The organism is Vibrio zhanjiangensis (genome assembly GCF_030161235.1).
Classification (GTDB): domain Bacteria; phylum Pseudomonadota; class Gammaproteobacteria; order Enterobacterales; family Vibrionaceae; genus Vibrio; species Vibrio zhanjiangensis.
This window is the reverse complement of sequence record NZ_BSPW01000024.1, coordinates 238764-258678: the sequence shown is the minus strand read 5'-3', so window position 1 is coordinate 258678 and position 19915 is coordinate 238764. Positions and strand designations below refer to the sequence as shown.

12 protein-coding genes are annotated in these 19915 nt (G+C 41.4%); 5 read left to right on the top strand and 7 right to left on the bottom strand.

Translation table 11 applies throughout. From position 1 onward, the window contains the following. Nucleotides 1-86 precede the first annotated feature (86 nt). The 5 genes from QQK21_RS07915 (at nucleotide 87) to dndE (ending at nucleotide 7378) form a co-directional block, all read left to right on the top strand. Nucleotides 87-2123 carry a DNA phosphorothioation-associated putative methyltransferase gene (locus QQK21_RS07915; RefSeq protein WP_284191670.1) on the top strand — a complete coding sequence of 679 codons (2037 nt, stop codon included), beginning with the start codon at nucleotides 87-89 and terminating at the stop codon, nucleotides 2121-2123. 182 nt (nucleotides 2124-2305) lie between these two features. After that, on the top strand, nucleotides 2306-3385 hold the full coding sequence (gene dndB / locus QQK21_RS07910; protein ID WP_284191652.1) for a DNA sulfur modification protein DndB: 1080 nt from the start codon (nucleotides 2306-2308) through the stop codon (nucleotides 3383-3385). Further along, nucleotides 3382-5013: a DNA phosphorothioation system sulfurtransferase DndC gene (locus QQK21_RS07905; protein ID WP_284191651.1), complete on the top strand. Its 1632-nt coding sequence runs from the start codon at nucleotides 3382-3384 to the stop codon at nucleotides 5011-5013. Before dndB ends, QQK21_RS07905 begins: the two co-directional genes overlap by 4 nt. An 8-nt stretch (nucleotides 5014-5021) precedes the next feature. Continuing rightward, nucleotides 5022-7031 (top strand): DNA sulfur modification protein DndD, encoded by a 2010-nt coding sequence (gene dndD / locus QQK21_RS07900; RefSeq protein WP_284191650.1) that lies wholly within the window; start codon nucleotides 5022-5024, stop codon nucleotides 7029-7031. After that, entirely contained in the window at nucleotides 7031-7378 is a 348-nt protein-coding gene (gene dndE, locus QQK21_RS07895) for a DNA sulfur modification protein DndE (RefSeq protein WP_284191649.1), read from the top strand. Before dndD ends, dndE begins: the two co-directional genes overlap by 1 nt. Before the next feature lie 86 nt (nucleotides 7379-7464). On the opposite strand, the gene QQK21_RS07890 is transcribed toward dndE, so the two are convergent. The 7 genes from QQK21_RS07890 to QQK21_RS07860 all read right to left on the bottom strand — a co-directional run bounded on the left by QQK21_RS07890 (nucleotide 7465) and on the right by QQK21_RS07860 (nucleotide 19901). Further along, nucleotides 7465-9147, bottom strand: coding sequence for an AIPR family protein (locus QQK21_RS07890; RefSeq protein ID WP_284191648.1), 1683 nt, complete (start codon nucleotides 9145-9147; stop codon nucleotides 7465-7467). Nucleotides 9148-9201: 54 nt separating this feature from the next. Further along, a complete protein-coding gene (locus QQK21_RS07885; RefSeq protein WP_284191647.1) occupies nucleotides 9202-10023 on the bottom strand; it encodes a restriction endonuclease in 822 nt (273 codons plus the stop codon). 110 nt (nucleotides 10024-10133) lie between these two features. Continuing rightward, nucleotides 10134-15275: a DNA phosphorothioation-dependent restriction protein DptH gene (gene dptH / locus QQK21_RS07880; RefSeq protein ID WP_284191646.1), complete on the bottom strand. Its 5142-nt coding sequence runs from the start codon at nucleotides 15273-15275 to the stop codon at nucleotides 10134-10136. Beyond that, nucleotides 15256-16596: a DNA phosphorothioation-dependent restriction protein DptG gene (gene dptG / locus QQK21_RS07875; RefSeq protein WP_284191645.1), complete on the bottom strand. Its 1341-nt coding sequence runs from the start codon at nucleotides 16594-16596 to the stop codon at nucleotides 15256-15258. Before dptG ends, dptH begins: the two co-directional genes overlap by 20 nt. 1 nt (nucleotide 16597) lies before the next feature. Continuing rightward, nucleotides 16598-18193, bottom strand: a complete 1596-nt coding sequence (gene dptF / locus QQK21_RS07870) for a DNA phosphorothioation-dependent restriction protein DptF (RefSeq protein WP_284191644.1) — start codon at nucleotides 18191-18193, stop codon at nucleotides 16598-16600. 231 nt (nucleotides 18194-18424) lie between these two features. Beyond that, nucleotides 18425-19366 (bottom strand): 1-phosphofructokinase, encoded by a 942-nt coding sequence (pfkB, locus tag QQK21_RS07865; RefSeq protein ID WP_284191643.1) that lies wholly within the window; start codon nucleotides 19364-19366, stop codon nucleotides 18425-18427. Between the two features lie 58 nt (nucleotides 19367-19424). Then, complete coding sequence (locus QQK21_RS07860; RefSeq protein WP_284191642.1) at nucleotides 19425-19901, bottom strand: heme-degrading domain-containing protein; 477 nt, start codon at nucleotides 19899-19901, stop codon at nucleotides 19425-19427. Between the last annotated feature and the right edge of the window lie 14 nt (nucleotides 19902-19915).

Below are 19915 nucleotides of genomic sequence, written 5' to 3'. Positions count from 1 at the left end.
CGTTGGACACAGATTAAAAGAAAGGTCACACTAACTCGACATTATTCGATATCTTAATGTTCGAAAAATACAGGTGGCGACTCATGATGAACGAAGAATTGTTCGCAAAATTAATTGCAGAGATTAAAGTAGGAAAGCACTTACCGGATGCAATTTATCTCCATAAAGATGCTTTGAGCGCTCTCCCGAAAATTCTCACTCAATTTATTCCCGCAGTAGCGAGAGCAGTCAACTTAGATGAAACAAATTGGAATCTAGTTAAACTGTTTAAGAAGGAATTCCGTTTATCTTTACTCTATTACCCTGATTTTTATATCGACTCTTATCCTGCTTTGAATCAAAGCTTGAACGTGAATCTCTCCAAGTTAAGCCATAGAGCAACTAACTACCAAGACTCTGATAACCCTCCAATATTGCATCGTAAAGAAACCATGGTTTTGCCCTCAAGCCCTTATTACGAGCACTTTGTCGCTCTCACTCAGGAAGGAGAAAACGCTGGTCTGTATAGCAATAGTCGTCTGATTGGTTTTAAGCGCTCTTGGGAAAATTTGATCGCACGTCATGGCTATGAGTTGGTCGATGGGCGCTTGTTTCGCTCTTCTGCCATTATTAAAAAGAATGAGCTAGGTATCGATCGTCATAGGACCGCCCTAGTTCGCCATGAACTATCAGCACCAATGAAAACCTTGGTGAAACACGGATACCTTGAGGGGAGTTATTCAATATTTGACTATGGCTGTGGTCGAGGTGATGATTTACGTGAGCTAGAAGCACACGGTCTTGATGCTTTGGGATGGGACCCAAATTTTCAACCTGATAGTGACAAATGCCAGTCGGACATTGTCAATCTTGGCTTTGTATTAAATGTAATTGAAGATCAAGATGAGCGTTTAGAAGCTTTATTAGGTGCCTGGGAATTAACCCAACAGCTCCTTGTCGTATCGGTAATGCTTGCGAATGATAGTTGCATCGCACAGTTTAAACCCTACAAAGATGGTATTATCACTACTCGAAATACCTTTCAAAAATACTATGCCCAAGCTGAAATCAAGGCATATATTGAGAGAAGTTTGCAGGAGGATGCTATCGCCGTTGCACCGGGTATCTTTTACATCTTCAAAGATAAACTCGAAGAACAACAATATCTCCAGCGAAAATACAAGCGTCACCATTCTTGGCAACAACTGACTTCACCAGCTCCACACGATGCCAAAGATAAAGCAAAACTATTGGTTGTCCAAAACCAAGCACTATTTGACTCCTTCTGGCTTCAATGTTTAGAACTTGGGCGAATTCCAGCAAGTGATGAATTCGAACAATCTGAGCAAGTACGAGCGCTTATTGGATCGCATAAAAAAGTCTTCAACCTACTCAGAGAGCTGCACGGCTCCAAAGAATTTGAGCACGCCCAAAAACGCCGCAAGGAAGATTTGCTAGTGTATTTTGCACTCAGTCTTTTTGAAAAAAGAAAGCCCTACACACAACAACCCGAATCGCTTAAACGAGATATTAAAGCACTATTTGAAGACTACAAAACGGCACAATCACTTGCAACAGAGCTTCTATTTGCAATTGCTGACAATGAACTTATCAATCAGCAGTGCATTAAAGCACACGATCAACTCAAAGCTAGCGTTTTTAACCAAGGCCACTCGCTAATTTTTCACCGTAATTTCATTGATGACTTGCCGCTGCTTCTGCGCGCCTATGTTGGTGCGGGACTGCAGATGTATGGTGAGCTTGACGAGCAAATTGACCTAGTTAAAATCCACACAACTTCTGGCAAGCTCACTTTGACCAGCTACGATGAGTACCAAAAGTCGGTGCCATTTTTAGCCGAGCGAATCAAAATTAAAATGGCAGACCAAGAAATCGACTTTTTTGATTATGTGTCCGAGCATCGTAGGCCACCGCTGCTCAACAAACATCTCTACATGGCAGAGAGCGACAATAACTATGAGAAGCAAAAACGCTTTGATAAACGATTAGCAAAACTCATGGATTTCGAGCCAAACGAAGAGACTCAGATGCATAGGGCTGAGTTTGACGTGTTGTTGGGGAAAAATAACAAGATGGTTAAAGCTTTTTCTATCATCAACTCCACTCCGAGTAAACCCCAATAATATTGAAGTAGACCATAGAAATCTGTCTTTTCTACCTGTAAACTACTGCATCAAGTTTGTCATATTTGCATAAAAAACAAGCATAAACTTGATTAAAACAGCAAATAATAATTTTTAGTTTGTCAAAAAATAACAAACTAGCTAATATTTATGTCATTAATTGACGCTCGTCAGGTTTCACTATGCAAAATCAAGATTCAGGCTACTGCTATTCTTTTCCTGCGGTTAGAGGAATTCAAGCTGGTCGACCATTCTATATTGCGACATGCCCCCTAAGAATTATTCCAAAGATTTTTAGCTATAACGAAGATGATGTTCCACCAGAGCTAAGAGCCCAGAGGACACTCAACAAAACTCGAATACCCGAGATGGTGAAATACCTTCTCGATAACCCTAAAGATTATGTATTCTCTGCTCTTACTGCCTCCGTTGGAGTTAATATATCATTTGATGATCATGACGGTGCACCCAATCTGGGCATATTGAAGATACCTATGGAGGCTCAAATCTTAGTTAATGACGGGCAGCATCGCCGTAAAGCTATTGAAGAAGCGTTGAGAGAAAACCCTGACCTAGGGCAAGACAATATCCCTGTTCTCTTTTTCATTGATGAAGGCCTAACCCGAAGCCAACAAATGTTTGCTGACCTCAATAAATATGCGGTTAAGCCAAGCCCGTCACTTGGTACCTTGTACGATCATAGAGATGAGAGCTCTGAGCTGGCTCGCGAACTTGCTACCAGCGTCAGACCTTTTATTGGCCTGACGGAGATGGAGAAATCGAATGTCAGCCCTAAATCGAACAAACTGTTCACTTTAAGCAGTATCAAGCAATCGACCCGTGCTCTTTTGAGCAAGGGGCCAAAAGACGGATTCAGTGACGAAGAGAAAAAACTGGCAGCAGAGTTCTGGGAAGAAGTCACGCTTCACATCAAAGATTGGCAAATGACCATAGATAAAGAAGTATCACCTGCGCAGCTAAGACAAGAATACATTCATGCTCACGGCGTCGGGTTACATGCCATCGGCCTTCTAGGGAAACATCTACTTTGCCAAGAGCCACAAAACTGGAAACGCAGACTTCAGCGTCTATCTCAAGTTAACTGGTTGAAGACCAATCCTGAATGGGTCAAGCGAAGCATGAACCACGGAAAGCTCAGTAAATCCACGACAAACATTCAACTTACTGCCAACGCACTAAAAATCGAATTGGGACTCCCATTGACCCCCGAAGAAAAAGCTCAAGAGAAGCAGTTATCATGATACATGAGCTACAACTGGCTGAAGATTTAGCCGAATACGAAGAATTCATCAACACAGAAGACTTCGCCAACAACAGATTAAGCCATTATATCGCTGACGTACAGCGAGTCTATTGCGCGGACAAGCGCCCTTGGGTCATTGGTTACAGTGGCGGTAAAGACTCTTCGGCTGTTATGTCACTCGTTTATTTAGCTCTACTGGGGCTAGAACCAGAAGACCGACATAAACCCATCTTCGTTGTCAGCTCTGACACGCTGGTAGAAACGCCTGTTGTTGTAAATCACATAAAAGATTCATTAGCGGCAATAGAAAAAGGAGCCAAGAGAGACAACTTGCCCATTACATGTCATAAAGTTGTTCCTCAAGACAATCAAACATTCTGGGCGAACTTACTCGGCAAAGGATATCCGGCACCAACGCGCTCTTTCCGTTGGTGTACAGAACGAATGAAAATTGACCCAGTCAGTGACTTTATCAAATCTAAAGTCTCGCAGTTTGACGAAGTAATTGTCGTTCTTGGCTCACGTAGTCAAGAAAGTGCATCACGTGCGCAAGTAATTGCTAAGCATAAAATAGATGGCTCCAGATTGGCTCGCCATACCACACTTTCCAACGCATTCATTTTTACCCCTATCGATACATGGGGGGTAGACGACGTATGGAAGTTGCTTCGTTTATGTCATTTAGAAACCAAACAAACACCCTATGGACCCAAAAATATTTGGATCGATAAATATGATCTTGAGTGGGAGAACCCCTGGGGAGGTAAAAACCTTGTGCTCTGGAATCTTTATAAAGATTCTTCAGGCCAAGGAGAATGCCCTATGGTTATTGATGAAACAACTCCCTCTTGTGGTAACTCTCGCTTTGGTTGCTGGACCTGTACTGTTGTGACCAAAGACCGCGCAATGGAGAGTCTTATCCAAAACGGTGAAGAGTGGATGGCTCCTCTCCTTGAGTTTCGTAATAAATTGTCAATGACAACCGATCCTGCGAACAAAGCAGAGTTCAGAAACCACAAACGTCGCACAGGTAAAGTTAGCTACCAATACGCCAAAGAAGGCGAAGACATCACAACAGAACGTAAGCACGTTCCGGGACCATACTGGCTAAAGTATCGCCGGCAGTGGTTACGCGAGTTACTTGAGCTAGATAAGAAATTTAAAGCTGAAGGAAGAGAGATCGAGCTTATCACCGTTCCAGAGCTTCATGCTATCCGTCAAGAGTGGATTCACGATCCAAATGAGCCAGATTGGAATGACTCTCTACCCGCAATCTTCAAAGAAGTTTATGGATATGACCTTGATTGGGTCTATGACGACAACGCGAGTTTTAGTAAAGATGACGCACAGCTCATCCATGAGCTTTGTGGCAACTTTGATATTGAACCAGAGATGATCATGAAACTTATCGAGCTGGAAGTCTCAATGGAAGGTTTGAGTCGCCGTAGCGGTATTTCAAATAAAATAGCATCCCTATTAAAGCAAGATTGGGGAAGCTTAGAAGAAATCAAACAAAAACATGCTTCTCTGCAGAGTAAAGCCGAGTTTGATGTCCACCAAAAAGAGATCGATCGCTATAACGAACAACTTGCCGATCTAGATAAGCAGCTTCAAAAAGAGTTTTAAATACTGAAATGCTAATAACAAAACTAACTCTCAATAACTTTCGAGTGTTCCGTGGTGAACATGAAATTGACTTGCGCCCAGCTCCTGCTCGTCTGAGTAAAAATGGCCCTATTGAAGGTACCGAACGACCAATCATTCTGTTTGGTGGCCTTAACGGTGCTGGTAAAACATCGATTCTGACAGCTGTACGACTCGCTCTTTTTGGCCGTCAATCATTTAGCCAAGCGTTGTCAAATGGTGAGTACATTGAGGCCCTATCCGAACTTATCCATAAAGGCGTTGGCCATGGTGGCGTTCAAGATAACGCATCGATTGAGCTTGAGTTTAAATACAGCCAAAACGGCGAAGAAAGCACTTATAAAGTGATTCGCGGCTGGAAACGCGGTAAGAAAGATAATCTATGCCTTGAAAAAGACGGTGTTCAAATACCAGAACTCAATTACGAGCAGTGCCAAGGCTTCCTTAATGAACTTATCCCAACAGGCATTGCTGACTTATTCTTCTTCGACGGCGAGAAAATCGCGGAACTAGCGGAAGATGAGTCTGGCAGCATACTCAAAACAGCAGTACGTCGCCTACTCGGTTTAGATGTCATCGCAAAGCTCAAGAGTGACTTAAATATCTTCTTGAAGAAACAGGGTTTTAGTGCACTAAGCCAATCGTTAAAAGAGGAAATGAATTCTCTTGATGAGCAACGTATCAGCCACGAGCGCAATGCAGAGAAACTTCGTGGTGAAGCGGACATCGTTGCTGCACAAATCGAGCTGACATCGCACGATATTCTTAGTCTAGAGAATAAGTTATCTCAAAGCGGTGGGGCTTGGGCTAAAACAAGAGAAGATGAGCAACACAAAGTAGATAGCTTGCTTAAAGAGAAAGTAGAGCTTGAAAAGCAAATCCGCATGGAAATGGAGACAAGTCTTCCATTCGCCCTAGCCCCTAATGCAATGAAGCGCCTGCAAACACAGATACAACAAGAACAGCAGATCAAAAAGAAACAGAACTTTGGCAATGAGCTAGACTCATTCTTAGAAACACTGCGTTCAAAGTACCCAAGTTTTGATACAGAGATGGCTCAAAGTGCGATTGCTGATAGCTTCAAAGCACACGTGGGTGAGTTTGATTCTGCCGAGTTGCTTTTGGATATCTCCGACCGTCAAGCGAATACTATAGACTATCAACTCTTTAATCTGTCTCAAGAGTCTTTTTCACGTTTCGATGAAGCGCGAGTTCGTCTTCAAAAAGTTGTAGAAGAGATCGATAACGCCTCAACCAATATTGCACGAGCTCCTGATCAAGAACAAGTACAAGTACTGTTTTCAGATGTACGCGCATTAGACAAGAAAAAAGAAAAGCTGATTATCGAATATCATACTTTACTTGAGGAATCAAAACGAGAATTACGTCAAGCATTGGAGAAAGCCCGCCAAATTCAGAAACTACACGACAAGCACAAAGATCAATCCAATAAAGATCATAGTGTCATCAATGCTCAAAACTCTATCTTATTGCTTGAGAAATTTGGTGAGCAGCTAACTAAGGCTCGCGTCAACCAATTAGAGAAAGAGTTCGTCCAGTCTTATAAGAAGCTAGCTCGTAAAGATGATTTGCAGCTATCCGCGTCAATTAACCCAGCATCGTTTGATGTTGAACTAGTTGATGAACACGGTATTAAGATCAGTCGCAAAGCAATGTCTGCGGGCGAAAAACAAATCTACGCGATCTCAATTTTAGAAGCACTTGGCCGTACATCCGGCCGGAAATTGCCAATTATTATCGATACTCCGCTAGGGCGATTAGATTCACATCACCGTGATAAATTGGTTGAAAATTACTTCCCTACTGCCAGCCACCAAGTTGTAATTCTATCAACAGACACCGAGATCGATAGACACTACACCAAGCTTATTCAAGACGACATTGCTCGCACCTACGAAATTTGTTTCGACGGTAGGACTAAATCGTCAACGTTGAAGAAAGGTTACTTCTGGAGAGAACCAACTAAGGAGGCGGTGTAATGCTACCTAATCGCATGAGCCTGACTCGAACTACTGAAGAGCAGCTCAAAAAGTTGAAGGGCTATACTGGTATCACTCCAAACGTATCGGCACGTATAGCTTTCTTCCGTTCGATTGAAAGTGATTTTCGATACCAAGGCCAAGAAGCTAAATTAGACGGCTCACTTGTGTTAGATAAGTATACTTGGCTTGGCGAGACTAGTGATGTAACCGAGTTAGTATTGAAGATGTACTACCCAGAACTTGATACGAAAGAGTACCAACAAGCTTGGGCAGCACATGTTGAAGATGGGATTGCTTCGATTCGAACACACAGATCTTGTTTAGAATTTAGTCTCCCGCTTTAAGCCAACCAATCGCATTTTAGCTATTGAATTTGTCCTCCGTTCAATAGCTAAAATTATCATTTAAATTGCGGCATCTTATAAGCGTACTATTTAAACTTATCTAAAAGCTCTTCTTTAAAGCGAGGTTGGCTCATTTTGCGAACATCTGATGTGTCTTTGTCCACCGTGTATGTGCAGATATGAGCTTCCAAAATATCCATCTTACGAGCCAGAGGAACATCAGGAAATTCTTGATTGAGGTAAATCATATAGTAGTGCTTAATATCTAAGCTTTCATATGAAGAACTTTCATATGCTGACTTAATAGAGTAAAAATCAATTACAAGCCCTTCAGATTCATCAATATCAAACTTCTGATCACCGAAGATTGCGTTATAATTTTTAGTGAAAATACTCTTCTTGCTACTTGTAGATTTTTCTGGGAAACCCTGTTTGGCATACAGCAACTGACCGAATTTTATCATTGTAATGCTATATTCATAATTAGCATCTCCTTTACCTAAATCTCCAGACTTCCTAACATAATTAATGTTTTTTTCTTTTAGGTATTTTTCTATTTGAAACTGTCTTTCATCAGAAGACTTAAGATCAGCTGGTGAGATTGAGTTTTGGCTATTTGTATATTCAGCAATATTATTAATTTCACCAGTATTTGATTTACCCGTCATGAATATTCTTACAAGAACCTCACTATATGGTAAATAGTCCGTTATGTGATCTTCATGTTGAGAGTTAAAATTATGAATAGTTCTTACCGTTTGGCCACCATTTAGAACTTGAAAGTTATCAATTATAATTTTCTGCTTAGTATTTCCATTTATGGATTCCGTTTCGATACCTTGAGCAACAATTGTAATTCCATTGTTGTACATAAAAAATTTTGAAGGGTTATCTTTTAGTGTTTCTTTTATATTTTCATTGTATTTAGATTTTTGAACAAAACCTCGAACGTTGTCAAACAAAACGCCAAAATCAAGTTTCACATCACTTAGCTCTCTATAATTTTCTAAGTTGTGATTATTCCGAAGATTCTTATCATTGCATGTAATTCGTACAATTTCACTACTCTTTAGTCTTGCAATATAAGATATTGAAGAAGATAAGTCACTTTCACTATATGACATTAAAGCATTATTGGGTAAAACTAAAGTTGCACTAATTGGTTCAGGCCTAATAGAAACCATCTCAGAGATCTCTTTTAAACAAATAGCATTGACCTCCACATCAAAAGAGTTGGAAATATTTTTAATATGCGGATCTGAGAGATCTACTGTAGACATATCATTACTTACAAAGTAAATCCTAGTTTTCCAAACGTCATTAGAGTTGTATAAGTCTTTTATTTTTTCTGCGTATTCACGAGGTTTACCTGAAAAGTGACTAATATCACCTTCAGCCAAAGCTGTGATATATTTCAATGATGTTGTAACATCATTGAGCTTTTGTCTAGAATCAGCACTGAATTTTTCTCTATACTTGAAGTTAAATAAGTTTACTATTTTCTCTTCATCATCAATATATATAGCATCAATACCACCATCATCGTACCTATTACCAAGAATAATTGAGTTGAAATTAGTATCGGTTATAGAGTCCCTCGCATCTTCGATATCATTTACACCATAAAGAATATCTAAAATAAAGAAATAAAAACCAAACCTTGCTTGCTCAACTTGATCAGTTATTTTTATATCTAAAACTCTTTCAGCTTCCTTGTAATAATTAATAGATTTAATTCTTATAACTTTGAAGTCATTTATATTAGCCATCCGACCACCTTTAAAATTGACATATGAGATTTAAATTAAAAATAATATCCAAATTTAATCAATAGTAAAAAAATTTTTATCCACTTCAAAAATTTGATAAATTTTGGCAATAGCGACACCGAGGCCATATTGTACTAGTAACTCGGTCAACGAATCCCCGTCAATTAGGGTTATAGTCATATTTTGGGCATCATGTGCGTGTTGAGCTGCTTGCTCAGTAAATTTAGAAGACGTAAAGAAAACTCCCTTTCTAGCCCCTTTTATTGCCATAGCGCCTATAAAGTCCCTAATTTCAGAAGGGCTTACTTTATTATTTTCATAACGTTTAGCTTGTATATATATTTTCTCTAAACCAAGCTTGTCCTCATTAATAATGCCATCTATACCTTCGTCGCCTTTACCTCCGACAACATTCCCTGAAGTGGATTGGTCCCAACCATATCCCATTTTCAATAGCAATTTTACTACTAGAGATTCAAAAAACTCAGGTTCAGATAACTTAATATATTCTAAAAGTTGTTCACTGACCGACTTTATGTGTGCACTGTAGGCAGAATGTATTTTCTCTTCTGGGAGCTCGTCCCTTTTAATCTTATTTTCAGGAACGACCTCCTTCTTTTCACCATCCCAAACTTGGTATAAAGCGTTTCTTGAACTGACTTGTCCATTAACTTGCATAAAAAGCTTTTTGGGGCTGGCACTTGGAAAATCTATACCATAACAATGTTTTCTTATTTTACTTCTGACAACAGCCTGAGGATCTTTAGCACCGAAAGAGTAGTATGATTGATCAATAATCTTTTTATAAATTTCTTTATGACTAAGCGGCTCTTTAGCTTCACTCAAAACTTTTGTTATAGCATCAATTATCGTCATTAAACAACCTAAAATAAAATAGTGTTCGCAGCGCCATTTTATACGAATCTAATAAATGCGCTCCAAATATTGATAAAAAACCTAAAATAGCCATTAAAATCAGAGTATTATTAAATTAACTCCCAGAATGCTCTATCTCTCATTGGCAGTATCTTCTTCGCTCCATCAATGTATAAGCTGTAATGTTTCTCGAGCTTATTGATGGTTTCCATCAACTTTTCTTGTTCGGCTTTCTCGTTCACACCAAACATCGCTTTTAGCTCTTGTGGACGAATCTTCGCAACACGGTGAATTACCCATGTAAGCACATAGCTTGAGTAGTCGTTCTCACCCGTTTGGAAATGGGTGATGTCTTGTGTTGATAGAATGACGCCCACGCCGTACTCGCGCCCTTCCTTCAAGATTTTGCGTAAGCTTGGGAAGTTTTGAGACATAAAGTTATCGGCTTCATCCACCAAAATCATCTTGGTAATTTGCCGGAAATCACCTTGAACTTCTGGCTTACCTTTCTTCTGCATTTGTGAGTAGAAAAGGTCTAACGTAAGTGCGACCACAAGGTTCTGAATTTCTGCTGGGTAACCTGCCAGCTCAACAACTGTAATGCCATCAACAAGATCGTAAAGGCTCATACACTTGGTGTTGTCGTCTTCAAAGATCTCCAGCTCATATAAGCTTTCAAGCGCCGCGTATAACGAGTCCTCATCTGGCTCAGTGTCTATAAATAGAGCCCAAACGTCTGCGATTGTTGGAGCCGCTTTTGTCCAAGAACTAGGGTCTGCTTTGCGAATCCCAGCCAGCTCATAAGCTTCCCCCACCAGCTTGCGTAAACGCAATTGCTGTTTTTGTCCTAAGCCGAAGGCTTTACCCATGGTCTCTGAGAAACCTCGAGCGGTATGCACTGGCAGCATTGGTGTATCACCAAATAGGCTCAGCGGGTTATATGGCAGCTTATGTAAATTAAACTTTTTGCCTGCTGTCGCATGCTGGAATTTATCGTCTACGTAATCAGACTTGTAATCGAAAATCAGCATACCTATTGATGCGCTATTTACGTTGTCTGCTTGATTGCGATAAAGCTGGGTGATCACCGACTTAGTAAACTGAGTTTTGCCCGTCCCCATAGTGCCTATGATACCTGTGTTGGTATTCATAAACTTGGCGGTATTGGTTGGCTCCCAATTCAGCGGTGCTTGCGTCAAAGCATTATGACCAAAAAGCACATTTAAGTTAGTACCCGATGGTTGTGACTTAAATGTATCCATACCTCCCAAAGCACTTTGTACCAAGTTGCTTTTCTGTGGGGCTATTTGCTCTGCTTCGGCTTCAGAGTGACGTTCTTCAACTTCGGTGTTTAGCTCAACCATAGAGTTACCTGTTTCTTGGTGTACATTGTCACTCATCACACAAGCTTGGTTTACTACTTCGAGCGCTTCTGCTTGAGTTTTACCACAAAGAACATATTCATTCGGTACGTGGCAGAGCTTTACGATATCTAACTCATTAAGCACTTCTTGCAGTGGCGTTTCGACCAAACGAGGAAGCAAGGCCATCGGAAGATCAACTGTTAACACACCTTCCAACATTTGGTATTCAGGTTGCAAACAGCTCGCACCTTCAAGGTGACTCACAACAAAGCCGTCTGGGTAATCAGCGACTTTTGCTAGCGAGTAATCGCCTTTCAACCACTCTTCTTTGTTGTCTAGCAGCGCGTCAAAGTAGTCTGGAGCGAACACATTGTATAAGCGGTACTTGTCTACCTGCATTAGCACTTGACGCATGAACAGGCCGCGATAAAGTTTGCTTGCAAGGTTGTCATTACCAAGCAGATCTTCGCTCAGGTAACGCAACAACTCTTTTGCTTGTTTAACTGCTTTTTTGTAGTCAGGAATTGAACCCGTTTTAACTTCAACTGGCAGCAAGTACATGCCTTGCCCTTTAAAGCCTACGAGCAATACATCATCAGAAATCTCACCTTTTTTGTAGCCATGAACGTTACGCGAGAATTCACTGTCTGACATTTTCAGTCCGATGTTACCTGAGACACGGATCATTTCTGCCACAGAAAGTGGAACCCAAGTAATGTCTGAGTTGTGCACTAAGCTGGTCACAAACTTATACGCACCAATAACACCTTTACGCTCTTTGTTGATGGTTGGCGCGCAGGTCATCATCTTCAACAACCAATCGCCATTAAAAGCATTGAACTCGTTAATTTGCCCACCATCCCCCTGCTTAAGGACTTTTTCGAACAGACCACGCTGCGCCGTTACGGTAATCGCATCGTAGCTGGATGAGCTGGTGTACTGATCGGAATAGTGAATCAGCACCACATCTTCATTGCTGTGGAAGAAGTCTAATGTCACTTTAGGATCAATGATGGTTGTCCAAATGGAGCTGTCGTATGTGCGCTCTAGCAAACCTTTAAAATCTTCACTCACTGCAAGCGCTACTGCGTTTGCACCGTGATATTGCGTGTTTGGTTTTAACGCCGGCTTGAGTAAAGCACCAACGTATTTGGCGACCATCAGGTGTGGGTGGTCTTGATAATCGGTGCCCTTCAAACCAAAGCCAGTAAAGTAAGAACCAGATTTACTCTCAGACGCATCACCCGTTAATAGACCATCACATGCAATACCCGAAGCCATGTCTTCGATTGCAATGTCTGAGCAATCCACTTTGTCGTTATTACGGAAGAACGAGAGGTGCGCGTATGACTGACCGTCTTTATTTGCCTGCTCATTGGTAAACTTGCTGTAGGTTAAACGGGTGCGAAGGACATCAATAATGGTATCCGCCAATTCACGTATTTTGCCTTTGTTCAGCTCTAACCACTCTTTCAGTTCGTCGTAATTGGCGGTTTCTGCAAAGCGGTCGAACGCATTGAACGTCAGTTTGTCATCATAAAGGTTGATGTGAATCGAAGCCGCTTGCTCTTGATTGCTACGGATGTAATCCACTAGCCCCATGAATAGCTCTTCAGCGCTGTCTTGATTCACTGCGTTAATGATGATGCTCTTCTCAGAACCTGTGAATAATTGACTAAATGCGGTTTGGAACTCATCGATCTTTTCTTTGACGAGTTTACGAACGAACGACAGTGAGCTCTTTTCTCGAGGGACACTCTTGATCCAAAATGTGTTTTCTTTCACTCGTAGGTTGTAAGCAAACTCGTGCTGAGGATGATAGACATAGGGCAACAAGCCTTTTGGAGATAGGCGCTCAAACGTCACATCTGGCAAACTAGCGAAGCTTTCATCTTCACGAATCACTTTGCGTAGGTTTAGATAGTAAGCCAAGATTAGCGGGTGGAACGGAGAGAAATATTCTTCACCTTCAGATTTAACCAAACCAATTCGCAGCGCATTTTTTTGCTCTTTGGTCAGCATACTGCCCGTTGGAATCGCCTCAAAATAAGCAAGACTTGCATCGACTACATTTTGTACAAGTGTCGTAAATTCATCACCCCAAGAGACTAAAGATGGTGTACTACGACGCAGCGCAAGATAATCATACAATTCAACATAGGATGAATGCATGGCGTCATCAATGGCTTGTACATCATCCAACTTAATTGTGTTAGAGTCAGAGATAGAAACGACTTTGTCATTGATGAAGGCTTCTTCCCAGCGCAGCAATTTTAAGCGAACACTGGGTACAACGAATTCGCTGTTATCAATACTAACTTTACTCTTTTGAGAGTAAAATTCGCCGTTGTACTCATCTTTAAATAACTTATGGTAACGCCCTCGGTTAAGCAATAATGGTAAGCTCAGTGAGTCTGTCGCTACAGCACCTTCAACATTGAACTCAAGCTGGTTGTCACCAGATTTTACTGCGAAATTAATCTCATCCGCTTCATTGGCAAGTGCATCAAAGTCAACCAGTGAATGTTCTGCTACATCTACCACTTGTTTTGCATCCGTCAAAGAACAAGCTGTGCCCTCTTCAGATCGAATCAACAGCTTATTTTCTTCCATGTTCAAGGTTAAACGCTGCTTCGCAGGCGCTGGCTCGATCAAGAAGATGTTTTTGAATGGCTCAATGTAAAATTCACCCTTGCGAACCACGAGGCAGCGGAAGTTGTAGACCTCAGACTTGTTCTCGCGCTTGAGCGCTAGGTTAAAAAATAAGGGTTCGTTGTTGTATGTTCCTTTCAAGCTTGCTCGAGTTTTCTTCAGGCCATTCAACGTTGAAATCACCTCTTGGTTACCAAGCGCTTTAGCGGGTTGAATTTTAAACTGGCTTTTTTCTAGATTACTTGCACCTTGGAAAATCAACTTCAATTCAAAGTCATTGACGCCTTCATCTAGCTCAATAATAAGGTGGCGATCACGCATACCGGCTTTGGTTTCTGCACGATTACGCGCAGTTATGGTCATGCCTTCGCTAGCTTGCTCTTCTTCAAGGACAAGTTGCTGCTGTTCGTTGCGTTTTTTCTCTTGTAGAAACGCTTCAAACTCAACATCTTTCCATGCACCAGTTTCAGAGAAGTTTTCGTTAATGAATCTTTCACCAAACGACTTCAAACGATCCTGGAGCTGATCACCGAAGTGTTCCACTTCAAAAGAAAGTTCTTCATAGAGTGTACGGTTGTCTTCAAGACGTTTTTTAATTTGCTTTGGATTACCACTCATCTCTGCAACGAGCGGGTCTTCAAACATACCGAGCTCATTAAAACGAAGCTCACCGTCCTCTACCGCTTTGTACAGTGATTCAAAACCGAACATGGTCGCACCGTCCTCAAGGATCGCATCAAACTGGTCATCCAAAAGACAATTAGACACATCACGACCTTTGTCCTGTTGGGCAATCAATCCTTTCATCGCCGCTTTGATCTTGTCTGGGCTCCATACTTGACCAAGCTGAGCCAGATCTTCTGCCGAATTAATCAAGGTATCCAACGAACTATTGTGGATAACAACCAAGGCACAGCCCTTCAAGTAGCCTGACTGACTTGCAACTTCATCACGTAGGTGAGATATGTAGTTTTCTGTAAAGCCTTGGTACTCAGCAGGATTTTCACTGTTAATAACAGGCACAATCTTACAGTTAGGCAACTGAATAAATGGTAGCTCGATACCGTTGCTCGCTCTAATACTACTTTGTGAATGCGCAATCATCGCTTGGTACAAACGCACACTATTCTCGCTATCTGGTGACTTGAACTGATAACGAAAGCCTGCCTTTATGTGAGCTTCAGCATCAGCCAGAAACTGATCAACTAGAAAGGTCTCAAATTGTTTTACGGACATAAACTGCGTCTCCACTATCACTCATGCGCTCAACGTTCCCAATGCGCTCGTAGAATTTAATTAGTTCTTGTTCGGTTTGTTTATCAACAAAAATGCCACGTTGATTAAATGCGGCAATCAGTTCGTGGAAACGGAGTTTATCCCTTTCTCCAACAACAAGGTTGGTCAATAAAATGATGTAGTCTTGGTTAAGTACCAGCACTCGGCCACTGCGACCTCGGTTTTGAATAAAGTGAGCAGCAAGATACTTTTCTACTTCAGAAACGTATTTTTTGTTGATGTTGAATCGCTCGCCGATACGAAATTGTGCCATGGCTAACTTCATGATGTTGCCAAGCCAGTCCAGCGCAGATTCTGATTCATCAAATGATGTAATAAGTCCACGCTGTGCTTTAAATGCTCGCGCAAAATTCTCTAAGTCACTCTTTAGGTGTTCATAGCGTGATTCTTGAATACCCTTTGAAATCTCCCACAATGGTACTTTGACAGCACTCTTGTCCCCCATGCTAGGCTGGAGAAGTTCTAGCATTGTCAACATTGGGAACAAACGAGACGCCGATTCATTGAAAAGCTTGTAGCCATGATTTTTGATGTGCGTACGTTCATTGCTAGCACGCTCATGATCCATGATGAAGTACAACGGCTTCGCTGTTGGCTCCTCACCAGAACGCCAATCTGTGAGCGATAAGCTTAACTGAGCGGTGTAAGCAAACCCGTAAAAGGACAAAAACGATTCGAATTCACTTAACAGGTACTTAGGTCGACTTGCCAAGAACTTCAAATCATCACGAAATGCTTTAGATAGGTATGGTAAGTATGGATGCTCACTTGCTTGCATCGATGAGTCGCTTTCCATCTTTTTACGCAGAGTTGAAAGGATCTCTCGCTCAATAAAATTGAGTTTTGAATCAAACGCTTCGACACGCGTGTTCTGAAGCAAATTGATAAACATTGAAGCAATACGGGAGTCACCTGCTGCAAACTCACCTTTTTGCGCTCGAAATAGTAAAAGCTCAGGGCTCACAGAGAAGATATCTTTGTTATCAAAGTACATCTCTCGCAGTACTTCCCAAAACTCCTCTTCGCCTAGCTTTTCGTCAAACGCGGTCTGACAATCAGAAACAAAATCCTCGTATTTGTAGCCTTCAATCTTCTTACGTAATAATCCACGAGATACAAGACCAATTACCGCATCGCTATCAAAGTCATTACCTTTGGTACGTATTGGCAAATAACTGTTCAAGATGTTTTTATTGGGTACGTTTTCCGCCGTTTGTGGCAATTTCTGATTAAACGGTTTGATGTATTTATCCATTGTCATCTTAAATACCACTCACTTCGAAATATTCGTCATCTTCATTGACGATCTTGTAGCGCTTATCATTTTTCAGGATAAACAAGGTGTTCTTCTCGTTCGCAACGGTAATGATCTGTTCAATCACCTCATCTAACAGAAGCACCGCGTTTTTATCATGCTTGTTAGGTCGATACCCTTGGTTAATCTTTTCTAACAACTCAAGTAAGTTGATACTGATTGGCATCGGAAGCAGTGTATTATCATCAACTCGGATATGCGCATTGAAAAAACCAATTTTGCTCACACCTTGAGTTTTAATTGCCGTAAAATCAGGTTTCACCTCAAGTTCAGCAGCGGTTTTAAAGCCGTTATATTCTGAGATAAAAAACTGGTCTTTATCAAGCGTTGGAGAGTTGCGATTACAATAACGGTGAATCGCCGCAATTAGGATGTCTTTATAGAACTTGTTTAGCTCTTTTTTCTGTTTACCAGAACCATCAAACTCACGGTGAAGCAGCCAAGTATTCGCGTACTGATTCACTAAAGAGTTATCGAAGTCAACTTTCAGCTCGTTGATATATTTATTTGTAAGCTGCCCTTCATCTTTGAGCAAGTAAACCATACGCAGGTAAGAAGCTGCATTTGATACATCAAATACACCGAGCGGTTTCACTTGTTCTTTCAACTGAGTAAAGCCATCTTCTTCAATGCCTAAACCAAATTGGAGAATGAACTCATCAATCTTGCGAGTATGAATATTGCTTGGGTCAAAGCTCTGAATATGCTCGAGTAACTCGTTATCGGTACTGGAGAACAAGTTGTCGAACAGATATTCTTCCATTGCTAAGATCTGGAAGACAAAATCCAATAAAGCACGTGCTGTTAAAAATTGATCTTTGATCAAACGCGCTTTGAGTAACAGAGCGATAATGTTCTTTTGAACGGACTGCAAACCCAATAACGCGTAGTTTGCAGTCAATACGCTGTGACCAGACTTTTTCACTTCACTATCGTAGAGCGCATAAAACGGGTTATCTAAAGTTGGCTCAGTCAAGCGAGCAAGAAATTGAGCGGCAAAATCGGATGTGCTCACTTCGTGGCCAAGAGTGAATTTCGGGTACTGTTCGAAATCTAGGAATGTATGGTTTGGTGCAATCTCATCTTCTCTATTTTCCAAAAAAGCCTTTATTGAAGATTTAATATCGTTATGAAGCTCTGAGCCCTCCTCGGCATAGTTCCCCAACATGCCAATATTGATACCAATGACCAAAGGCTGCTCATTATCTTTAAAGTCACTAAAACAACGATCAAGTGTTTGAATAGCGGTATGACTTGGATTAAAGCTATGAGTCGCATCAAGATGAAAGCGATGAGTCGATTTGTATTTTTGACTGTACTTGGTCAATATCTCAGATTTACCATCTCCACTGCTACCACATAAAAATACGATTTCGTTTTTCTTGGCTGATAATAGCGATTGGTCAAAGTCAACTTCAATATTCGTTTCTATATAAAGATATTTTTTGTAATCATCCAATATTTCATGGTGTTTATCTCGTTCCGTGCTAACTGCATACGGTGATGATTTGGAGAGAATGCTGAGGGCTTTTGCAAGATTCAAGTCTTATACTCTTATTCTTTTATATCAACGCAACACATACTACAAGAAATTGATACAGATTGAATCATAAGCTAGTGTATTTTGTGATTTGCAAACACATACTAAATCACTAACAATTAATGAGTAATTTGACACTAGAGCAGTTATTGAAACCCAAAGACAGCCTTAAACCAAAAACACCAAAGCTCAACACTGGCTTTGGTGTTCTCACAGAGAATTTTTGGAAGAGGGTTAAACCCTATACTCTTTCACCTCAATCTGTTTGAGCATTGCTTCGAGTTCGGCGGGTGAGGATAAACCGACTCCGGTTTGCAAGACCGCAAGTGCGCCCATGGCGGTTGCGTGGGCGAGTTGTTTGCTAGGCTGGTCAAACTGGCTGGCCCAGCAAAATGCCGCGACCACAGAATCGCCTGCGCCTACTGTGCTAACGGGTGTTAGAGTTGGAGGGGTCGATATCAGCACTTGTTGCTGGTTTACCCAAATGAGGCCTTTTTCGCCCATCGAAAGCAATACATTCTCAATGCCTTGGTTGACCAGTTCCATGGCCGCCGCAACGCCTTGAGAGATAGAAACCACAGGCTTGCCAAGCAACTCTGACACCTCTGACTCGTTGGGTTTAATCATCCAAGGTTTTGCTGCCATGCCCTGACGCAGCATCTCCTTACTGCTGTCCAGAACCACTTTTTTACCCAGATTTTTAAGCTCTTTTATCCAACTCACAACCATTTGCGGCTCAATATTTTCAGGCAAACTTCCCGAGAAAATAAAGCCTTGATGGGTATTGGCAAGCTTAAGCAGCTGCTTGTGTAAGCGGTCAATGTCTTCTTGAGTAACGGCAAAGCCATTAAAGTTAATATCCGTTGTGTCACCTGAATTGTCATGGATTTTGATATTGGTTCGATTGGTTCCTGCAACCATGACGAACTTATTGACCAAACCATACTGATCAAACAGCGCTTCAAATAGCTCGCTATTCTCTTGCCCCAAAAAACCCGTTAACGTGACCGATGCGCCTAAATCCGACAATACTCGGCCGACATTAATGCCCTTACCCGCCGCATCACGCTGATGTTCTTTGACTGTGTTAACTTGGTTAACCGCAAATCCATTGGCCTTAGCCGATAAGTCGATGGCAGGGTTGAGCGTCACTGTGACCCATTTTGTTTGCTTCACAATATTTTCCTTAATCCGCAGATAGCCTTGGTCGTTAAAAGCGCACAAATCATCACCGTCACCACTCGCTCACCTTAATATCAAGATATTGAGCTAGAGTATCGACGAGCAATTTATGGTCCTCATATTGAGGCAAGCCAGAGACCGATATTGCGCCGACCACGCCAGTGCCTTTGATGATGAGTGGGAAACTTCCTCCATATGGAGCAAACTGCTTTTCATCAACAAAGGAAGCTTGCTGTATGGTTTTGCCTTTGGCCTGATAGTATTGACCCATATACCATGAGCTGTGGTGATAGCGCTCAACCACATTGCGTTTACGCTCAATCCAACACAAGTTGTCAGGGGTGGTGTTTGGCATAGCGAAACAAAACAGGCAATGGTGGTTTTTGACTATCTCAATGGCAACATTAGCAGACTGCTTTTCGGCGTTTTCTTTGAGCAAACTTCCCAACTCCCACGCTGCTTGATTATCAAAAGATTGAAACTGTAGTCGCGCTTCTTGCGCGAGCAGTTGGTTTAGGTTGGTGATCATAAAAGCTCCTTCAC